Source organism: Agaribacillus sp. DX54 (genome assembly GCF_056858335.1).
This window is the reverse complement of the sequence record NZ_JBXEQE010000064.1, coordinates 1-9,218: the sequence shown is the minus strand read 5'-3', so window position 1 is coordinate 9,218 and position 9,218 is coordinate 1. Positions and strand designations below refer to the sequence as shown.

Sequence of the window (9,218 nt, the reverse complement as noted above, 5' to 3'; positions counted from 1 at the left end):
ACCACAGGGATTACCAGGTGCGTGAACTAGTTGAAATACGCATATACCCGGATAGTATTACTATTCTTAACTATGGCGGCCCCGATCGTTCCATTAAAATGAAAGCCTTTGAAGAAGGGGTAATAAAACCCAGGCGGTACCGTAACCGGCGGTTAGGTGACTTCCTGAAAGAACTTGATCTTACAGAAGGACGGGCCACAGGAATCCCGACCATTAGAAAAGCACTTTTGGAAAATGGCTCACCGCTCGCAATCTTTGACACGGATGATGACCGTAGTTTTTTTGAGGTAACCATTCCGGTTCATCCGGCTTTTGGTAAAAAAGCAAAAAGTGGTGCAAAAGGTGGTGCAAAAAGTGGTGCAATAGATACTGTAGAAGAAGATGAAGTAACCTATGAAATATTGACATTAAGACAAAAGCAAGTATTAGAAATAATTAAAGAATTCCCAGCAATATCCTACCGGGAAGTTGCTCAGCGCATGGGTATAAATCACTCTGCTGTACAGCGACATTTTGAAAACCTGAAAAAGAAAGGATTAATAAAGCGAATAGGGCCGGCCAAAGGAGGGTACTGGCATGTTTTAGATCGATAAATAATAATCAGGAATTATATAAGCACTCTTTTGATAAAAAATCAGAAGTTCAGTTTACTCTTCCACCAAAAATAGCCCGCCTCATTATTAATAATTCCTAGTCCATTCCAAAAAGTCTCACAAAAGCTGCATTTTGCAAGATAGCATCCATCGTCCAACTCCGTTTTAAAGTTTTATTGGCCGCATACTAAATGCTGTTCTTGTCATTTCATCCATCTGCAATTATCTCACTTGATTTCTCCGTCTACCCTACCCTTGGGCAAACCTGCGATAAAACACTATATTGTTGTTGTCAATGGGGAGAAATAAAATTTTATGCCAGAAGGATATACATTAAATAAAGGAAATTACACTGGTAAAATATTCCATTCCGCAGATTTGGAGGGTTGCATAACCACGATTACTCACTACCCTGTCGATGAAGATGAAGGTGGATGGCACTGCCATGAAAACCCACATATAGATTTTGTCTTTCAAGGCGGAGATGTTGAAAGAAGGAAAAACATAGCTTACCAACGTACAACCGGCGATATTGACTATTATGAGGCAGGGGAATTTCATGAAACAGTGCTTCGGAATGACTATTCGAAAAGTCTTATATTGGAATTAGACGATAAGTTTTTAAATAAATATGATTTGGGTAGTATAGACTTAGCCACATCAGTAAAAAATAATGTTGATGCCAAACTTTTATCTATCAGAATGGTATATGAACTGCTCAACTACGATTGCTGTAGCCGGGCATCTTTATTATCCATGTCTTTAAGCCTTGTTAGCCATACTGACAGATGCGATTATGTTTCAACTCCAAGGTGGGTCCAAATAGTATCGGATTTGCTCAATGATAGATGGAATGAGCAAATCACGCTAGATGAGCTTTCCATGATAGCTGACGTACACCCTGTAACCATATCCAAGCATTTTAGGAAATATTTTTCATGCACTTTAGGAAATTATATGCGAAAATTAAAAATAGCTAATGGTATCACATTGATCAAGGATACCAACGTAACACTTACAGACATTGCTCTCAAATGTGGCTTTTCAGATCAAAGTCACTTTACGAGAAACTTCAAACAATTTACCGGTGTCCTGCCTAAAGATTTCCGAAAGTTCCAGGGAAATTGTCATAAGCTAATTTCATTCTATTTTATTTCTAACAAGCACGTTACCTTTATTATAAAAAAGAGCAATATGAGGCAATTCCTTTTAGTACAATTTTCGTTTTTAATAATGTGCCCTGATTGATTATCACAGGAGGATAGGAAAAATACAAATTCAAATATAATAGAAGCACCGAATGATTGTAGCAAAGAGTCATTTTCTTTACCACTTTCATTCGCACCAAAAATTAATTTTACAGGCATTGAAGAAGTTCGATTTGCTCCTGAATGGGCAAACGAATCAAGTCCTCAATTCTGGACTTATACCTTTGCTTGGTATGTGGACGGTGATGTCGGGCTAACCGAAAAACGCTTTAATGAGTTAGTAGAAGACTATTTCAGTGGATTGACAAAATCTGTTGGAAAAAACAATGGGATAGACACGAAAAGAATAACAAAATCCACAGCATCTTTCACTCCAAAACAAAAATCTACAAATTGGCAGTCCTTCGAAGGTAAGGTTGGTCTGTACGATGTCTTTTTTACCCAAAATCAAATCAAGTTAAATGTAAAAGTCAAAGGCAAATATTGCCTTCAAATAGACAAACATTTGATAATATTTTCTTTTTCACCAAAAAGTTTTGAACATGACGTATGGAAGATGTTCGATAATATTCGAACTATTGAAAATTGTAGCACGCTAAAAAATGTTATATCCTTTAAAACCAAAAAAACCGAACATTATGAATTAATAATTCCTAGTGGAAAACAAAATGGCATTTTGATATTATTCCCGGGGTTCCCGGAAAATCCAAAGATTATTAAGTCTGAGTTTAAGATAACAGAACCTGCTGTGAGAAAAGGAATATCAATAGCATTGATGGAATTTAATCAAAGAATTTGGCTTGAGGATAATGAGAAAACTAAACTTTCAGTAAAAATTCATACTGTCTTTTTCTGTTATGGTAAATATCCAAATAGATACTTTTTCTGCCATCATTAAGTTTTTTTTCTCTTATCTTTATACCCATGTAAATCCGACTTTTTGTTACTATATGTTATTCGGTACTTAAAAACAAAAAGTAGCTGAATAAGAGATAAAAAGAGCAATCAAAAAGCTAAAAAACAAGGATTAAAGCACAATAAGCAAAGATTAACCAAACAAAAGAAAGCACTTCACCTATGTACCTGATTTTCGATACCGAAACCACCGGATTACCCAAAAACTACAACGCCCCCATCTCCGATTTGGATAACTGGCCACGGTTGGTGCAAATTGCCTGGCAGTTACATGATAACAAGGGAAAACTAATCAACGCGCAGAACTTTATCGTAAAGCCGGAAGGCTTCACCATTCCCTACAATGCTGAAAAGGTGCATGGTATTTCCACAAAGCGTGCAACGGAGGAGGGGCATGAACTGGCCGCGGTATTAAATACCTTTGCGAAGGATATTGCAAGGTCCACACTGATCATAGGCCATAATATCGAATTCGACATCAACATCATGGGTGCGGAATACCTCCGTAAGAATGTTCATAGTAAGTTACTGGAAACCAAAATATTAGACACTAAAGAAAAATCAACCGAATATTGCGCCATTCCCGGGGGAAAAGGAGGAAAATTCAAGTGGCCAACACTGACAGAGCTACACAAAAAACTGTTTAACGAAGGATTTGAAGATGCCCATGACGCGGCCTACGACGTGGCAGCCACGGCAAAATGTTTTTTTGGCTTGATCCGGGAAAAAGTAGTCACCCCGCTGGGTGATGTGCCTTACCAGGAGATTGTCTATGAAGCCCCGGTACTGGACGCTGCCAATTTCGCCAAAAAAGATAGCCCTAAACGGCAGTCCGGGCCGGGTGATGAGCATAAAAATGTTGTCATTGATAAGCCTTTCAGCCACCTGCATATTCATTCTCAATACTCAGTATTGCAGGCTACGCCACCGATTAAAGGGATGGTGGCCAAAGCCAAAGCCTGTAATATGCCCGCCCTGGCTATTACCGACTTCGGGAACATGTATGCAGCATTCAAATTTGTCAGCGAGGCCTTGAAAAATGACATCAAACCGGTGGTGGGATGCGAGTTTTACCTGGCAGAGGAAAGGTTGAAACTGAAGTTTACAAAAGACCAACCCGATAAACGTTTTCAACAGATTTTGCTGGCTAAAAATAAAGAGGGATACTTAAACCTTGCCAAACTCAGCTCACTTGGCTACGTGGAGGGACTTTATGGCATCTATCCAAGGATTGATAAAGATCTGGTAAAAACTTTTTCAGGCGGGTTAATTGCCACTACGGGGGGGTTAAGTGGCGAAGTGCCCAACCTGATCTTAAATGTAGGTGAGCACCAGGCTGAAGATGCTTTTCAATGGTGGTTGGAAGTATTCGGAGAGGATTTTTATGTAGAACTTAACCGCCATGGACTGGAAGAAGAAAACCATGTCAACGATGTTTTACTGGGATTTGCCAGAAAATATGGGGTCAAGGTATTTGCCGCCAATGAGGCCTATTACCTCAATAAAGAAGACGCCAATGCCCATGATGTTTTGTTGTGTGTGAAAGATGGTGAATATAAATCCACCCAAATTGGCCGGGGAAGGGGATTTCGGTACGGTTTTCCAAACGAAGAATATTTCATGAAGAGCCAGGAAGAAATGAAGGCCCTTTTTGCTGACATACCCGAAGCCATTGAGAATATTTCCGAAATCCTGGATAAAATAGAATCCTATAAGCTGGAGCGCGATGTGTTGTTGCCAAAATTTGAGATCCCTGAGCAATTTGAAACAGAGGATGATTACCTGCGCCATTTAACCTATGAGGGTGCCAAAAAAAGATATGAAACACTAGCTCCGGAGATTACCGAAAGGCTGGATTTTGAGCTAAATACCATCAAAAACACAGGATATCCAGGCTACTTTCTTATTGTGCAGGATTTTACTTCCAAAGCCAGGGAAATGCACGTTTCAGTGGGGCCTGGAAGAGGTTCTGCGGCAGGTTCGGCAGTAGCCTATTGTATAGGAATCACCAATGTAGATCCTATTGTTTATGACCTGCTGTTTGAGCGGTTTTTGAATCCCGACCGGGTGTCACTCCCTGATATCGACATCGATTTTGATGACGAAGGCCGCGAAAAGGTTATCGAATATGTGATTAATAAGTATGGCAAAAACCAGGTGGCTCAAATTATCACTTACGGCACGATGGCGGCCAAATCCGCGATTCGAGATGCGGGAAGAGTCATGGAGCTACCCCTGACCGAAACCAACGGGCTGGCCAAGCTGGTGCCTGAAAGACCGGGAACCACCCTCAGCAAGGCCTTTAAAGAGGTACCCGAGCTGGATCAACTCAGCCGGGGCTCGGACCTGAAAGCCCAGGTGTTACAGCAAGCCAAAATCATCGAAGGATCAGTCAGAAATACCGGTACCCACGCTTGTGGTGTTATCATCACGCCAGATGAGCTCACTAAATTTATCCCCGTATCTACTGCCAAAGATTCGGAAATGCTGGTTACCCAGTTTGACAACAGTGTAGTTGAAAACGCCGGTATGCTTAAAATGGATTTTTTGGGCCTTAAAACGCTGACCATCATTAAAACTGCTCTGAAATACATCAAAAAACGGCACGGTATTGACATTGATATCGATAATGTGCCCCTGGATGACGAAAAAACCTATGCCTTATACCAAAGGGGTGAAACCAATGGCACTTTCCAATTTGAGTCCCCGGGTATGCAAAAGCACCTACGCGGACTTAAGCCAGATAAATTTGCAGATTTAATCGCCATGAATGCACTTTATCGCCCCGGTCCCATGGAGTACATCCCCAACTTTATTGCCCGTAAACATGGAAAGGAAAAGATTAGCTATGACCTCCCGGAAATGGAAGAATACCTGGCAGAAACGTATGGGATAACCGTTTATCAGGAGCAGGTGATGCTGCTTTCGCAGAAACTGGCTGGGTTTTCCAAGGGTGATGCTGATGTATTGAGAAAGGCGATGGGTAAAAAGATTTTTGCCCTGCTGGAAAAACTAAAACCACAGTTCCTGGAAGGTTGTAAAACCAACGGGCACCCTGAAGACATTGCTGAGAAAATCTGGAAAGACTGGCAGGCTTTCGCCGCATATGCTTTCAATAAATCCCATTCCACCTGCTATTCCATAGTTGCTTATCATACGGCCTATTTAAAAGCCCATTACCCTGCTGAATACATGGCTTCGGTACTAACCCACAACCAGAACAATATCGAAAAAGTAACTTTTTTCCTGGATGAATGTCAGAAACAGGGTATAAAAGTACTGGGCCCCGATGTTAATGACTCAGGCGTTAATTTTGAGGTGAACAAAGAGGGGGAAATTCGCTTTGGTTTGGGTGCTATCAAGGGGTCGGGAGAAGCAGCGGTAGAGGCTATTATTGCGGAAAGGGAAAAAAACGGGCTTTATGCCGATATTTTTGATTTTTCGGAAAGGATCAATTTGAGGGTTGTCAACAAAAAAACTTTTGAAAGCCTGGCGATGGGTGGAGGTTTTGATTGTTTCACAAACTACCATCGGAGGCAATATTTGCATGCGGAGAACAATGACGTTACGCTGATCGAAAAGGCTGTAAAGTACGCCAATCATATGCAGCTCGAAAAAAATTCTGCGCAGCAGTCGATTTTCGGAGGCGATGCCACAATCGCTATTCCCAAACCTAAGGTTGCTGCCTGCGAACCTTTCGGTGAAATAGAAAAACTAAAAATTGAAAAGGAGGTAATCGGATTCTACATCTCCGGGCACCCCCTCGATCAATACAAACTGGAAATTGAAAGCTTTTGCAATACAAAAATCTCCGCGCTGGAAGACCTCTCTGCCTTGCATGGAAAAGAGGTACGCATAGCGGGCAGCATTTCAGAGGTGGCACACCGGATCACCAAAAATGGCAAGCCTTTCGGCACCTTTATGTTGGAAGACTTTTCAGGATCTTATACGTTTTTCCTTTTTTCGGACGATTATGTGAAATTTAAGGAATTTATGGTAAAAAGTTGGTTTATTTATATCAAGGGTGTTGTCACTACAAAGTGGAATGGATCTGAGCTGACTTTAAAGATCAACACCATGGAGCTCTTGACCGATATAAGGGAGAAAATGACCACTAAGGTACTCGTGAATGTCGAGGCCGGGCTGGTTTCTGAAGACTTAATAGAGCATTTGGATAGAATAGCCACCCAATTTCCGGGTAAATGCGCTTTCAATGTCAATGTGATGGATAGCGAAGAAAAAATGACTGTGGAATTGATGTCAAGAAAATACAAAGTTAGTCCTGACAATAATCTGCTGGAGGCCCTGAAAAAACTGGATGAGATAACTTACAGAATTGTTTAATGCCTGATCCTGAAGTAGTGATTGTAGGTGCAGGGCCAGGTGGACTGGCTGCGGCCTTGCATTTAGGTCGGGCAGGTATAAATACACTTTTGGTGGATCAGGCTACTTTTCCGAGGGACAAAGTGTGTGGCGACGGTATAAGTGGCTGGTCTGTGGATATTCTCAAAAAGTTAGACCCTGGAATAATCGACGAACTGACTTTGCAGCCCTATAGCCTGGATTCATGGGGTGTAAGATTCGTGGCTCCCAATTTGAAATCCATCGATATCCCCTATAAGCCGAAAAACCACGAAAGGCCTGATCAGCCTGCCGGATTTATCATCAAAAGATCCCATTTTGACAACTTTTTATGGGAAAAAGTGAAGCAATTAGGGGTGGTTACAAGCATTGAGGGGCTGAGAATCGAGAATTTCACTTATCGTGGAGATAAAATCATGCTGAGTGACAGATCGGGAAAAACGAAAATCACTACCAAGCTTGCTATTATCGCTGACGGGGCACAGTCAGTGCTGGCAAAAAAACTGAATGGCACTGTTTTATCTGCTGAAAAAAAACACCATATGGCGGGTGTAAGAGCATATTTTAAAGGCGTACAAGACAATCATGCCAAGAATTATATTGAAATGCATTTCCTTAAAAGGTTGTTGCCAGGTTATTTTTGGATTTTTCCCTTGCCAAACGACCAGGCCAATGTAGGTATCGGCATAAGAAGTGACAAGGTAAGCCGTCATAAAATTAATCTGCGAGAACTGCTGGATGAAGTTATCAGGTCTAACAATCATTTGAATAAAAGATTTGTCAAAGCAGAAAAAATCGCCCCTGCACAAGGCTTCGGTTTGCCGCTTGGTTCAAAAAAAAGGATGCTCTCCGGCAGGAATATGATGAAGGTGGGCGATGCTGCGGGTTTGATCGATCCATTTACCGGGGAAGGTATTGGCAATGCCATGGCTAGTGGCCTGTACGCCGCGCAGCATGCCATAGATTGTATTCAAAAGGATGATTTTAGCAAAAATACCATGCTGGCTTATGACCACTTGGTTTACCATAAACTCGGTCATGAGCTACGTTTGAGCACCACTTTGCAAAATTTATTGCATTTTCCCTGGTTGTTTAACCTTGTCGTCAATAAAGCCGGAAAAAATGACCAGTTAAAAGACCTGATTTCCAGCATGTTTGTCGACCCCAATATCAAGTCCAGGTTAAAAAATCCATTGTTTTACCTGAAACTACTATTTGGCTAAATGTCATGAAATATGAGCCGGAAACTGTCTTTTTGTCATTTAAATTACATTTCCGTTTGAATTCCATGCCAAATTGTGGTGGCAGGGAACTTTTGTATTATATTTGCGTTTTAACTCACAAATTAACGATACAAAAAATATAAACTATAAAAATTATGGCAAACACAGTTGAAATAACCGACGCCAACTTTGAAGAAGTAATAAACTCTGATAAACCTGTTTTGGTGGATTTTTGGGCTGAGTGGTGCGGACCTTGTAAAATGATTGGACCTTTGGTAGAAGAGTTAGCTACAGATTACGATGGAAAAGCGGTTATAGGGAAGGTAAATGTAGATGAAAATCCCAATGTATCGGCCAAGTTCGGTATAAGGAGTATTCCCACTCTACTGGTGTTTAAGTCGGGAGAAATTGTCGATAAACAAATTGGCGCGGTGCCAAAAGGCGTTCTGGCCCAAAAATTAGATGCACAAATAGCATAAACAACCATTTGTTTGATATAAATAAAAACGCCCTGGTATATTGCCAGGGCTTCTTTATTTTACAGGGAATTAGAATATAACTCTATTCGGATTTTTAACCGGTCAAGAGGACTGGTAAAGGTTGTATCATTCGGTTATCTCGGCTACTTCCTGCACAAATTGAGGGGTAGTAGGCTCGTCCTTGAAAAAATTTTCCTTTTTACCCATCCCGAGCGCCCACCTGTCGATCCAGGAAATACCCGCCTTTCCCACAAAGGTATCTCTATTGGTATATACCTTGTCGGTCAATGCCTTTTCAAGGCTTACAAACCGGTATTTCCGCTGTTTCATCCTGGAAAGCAAGGAATCCAGGTAATCGGCATTCAGATGATTGGAGTGAATCAACAGGATCTGAAATATTTCATACCCCCATAAAGTCTTCGATTGCCGCTCAAAGTA

At 41.2% G+C, this 9,218-nt stretch carries 6 protein-coding genes and 1 pseudogene; 5 read left to right on the top strand and 2 right to left on the bottom strand.

Translation table 11 applies throughout. The features are described from left to right. A partial coding sequence (locus AC04NP_RS29910) for an ATP-binding protein (RefSeq protein WP_482863785.1) occupies positions 1 to 593 on the top strand: 593 nt, incomplete at its 5' end. A 315-nt stretch (positions 594 to 908) separates the two neighbouring features. After that, positions 909 to 1,841, top strand: coding sequence for a helix-turn-helix domain-containing protein (locus AC04NP_RS29905; protein WP_482863784.1), 933 nt, complete (start codon positions 909 to 911; stop codon positions 1,839 to 1,841). A gap of 778 nt (positions 1,842 to 2,619) precedes the next feature. On the opposite strand, the gene AC04NP_RS29900 is transcribed toward AC04NP_RS29905, so the two are convergent. Beyond that, entirely contained in the window at positions 2,620 to 2,727 is a 108-nt protein-coding gene (locus tag AC04NP_RS29900; RefSeq protein ID WP_482863783.1) for a hypothetical protein, read from the bottom strand. 151 nt (positions 2,728 to 2,878) lie between these two features. On the opposite strand from AC04NP_RS29900, the gene dnaE reads away from it, so the two are divergent. The 3 genes from dnaE (at position 2,879) to trxA (ending at position 8,780) form a co-directional block, all read left to right on the top strand. Next, complete coding sequence (dnaE, locus tag AC04NP_RS29895; protein WP_482863782.1) at positions 2,879 to 7,060, top strand: DNA polymerase III subunit alpha; 4,182 nt, start codon at positions 2,879 to 2,881, stop codon at positions 7,058 to 7,060. Next, positions 7,060 to 8,301, top strand: a complete 1,242-nt coding sequence (locus AC04NP_RS29890; RefSeq protein ID WP_482863781.1) for an NAD(P)/FAD-dependent oxidoreductase — start codon at positions 7,060 to 7,062, stop codon at positions 8,299 to 8,301. Before dnaE ends, AC04NP_RS29890 begins: the two co-directional genes overlap by 1 nt. Positions 8,302 to 8,456: 155 nt before the next feature. After that, on the top strand, positions 8,457 to 8,780 hold the full coding sequence (trxA, locus tag AC04NP_RS29885; protein ID WP_482863780.1) for a thioredoxin: 324 nt from the start codon (positions 8,457 to 8,459) through the stop codon (positions 8,778 to 8,780). Positions 8,781 to 8,906: 126 nt separating this feature from the next. On the opposite strand, the pseudogene AC04NP_RS29880 reads toward trxA, so the two are convergent. Further along, a pseudogene (locus tag AC04NP_RS29880) lies at positions 8,907 to 9,218 on the bottom strand (polysaccharide deacetylase family protein); the annotation flags it as partial.

Coding starts and splice junctions, on each gene's coding strand:
- AC04NP_RS29890 (WP_482863781.1), top strand. CDS start 7,060: ATGCCTGATCCTGAAGTAGTGATTGTAGGTGCAGGGCCAGGTGGACTG.
- AC04NP_RS29905 (WP_482863784.1), top strand. CDS start 909: ATGCCAGAAGGATATACATTAAATAAAGGAAATTACACTGGTAAAATA.
- dnaE (WP_482863782.1), top strand. CDS start 2,879: ATGTACCTGATTTTCGATACCGAAACCACCGGATTACCCAAAAACTAC.
- AC04NP_RS29900 (WP_482863783.1), bottom strand. CDS start 2,727: ATGGGTATAAAGATAAGAGAAAAAAAACTTAATGATGGCAGAAAAAGT.
- trxA (WP_482863780.1), top strand. CDS start 8,457: ATGGCAAACACAGTTGAAATAACCGACGCCAACTTTGAAGAAGTAATA.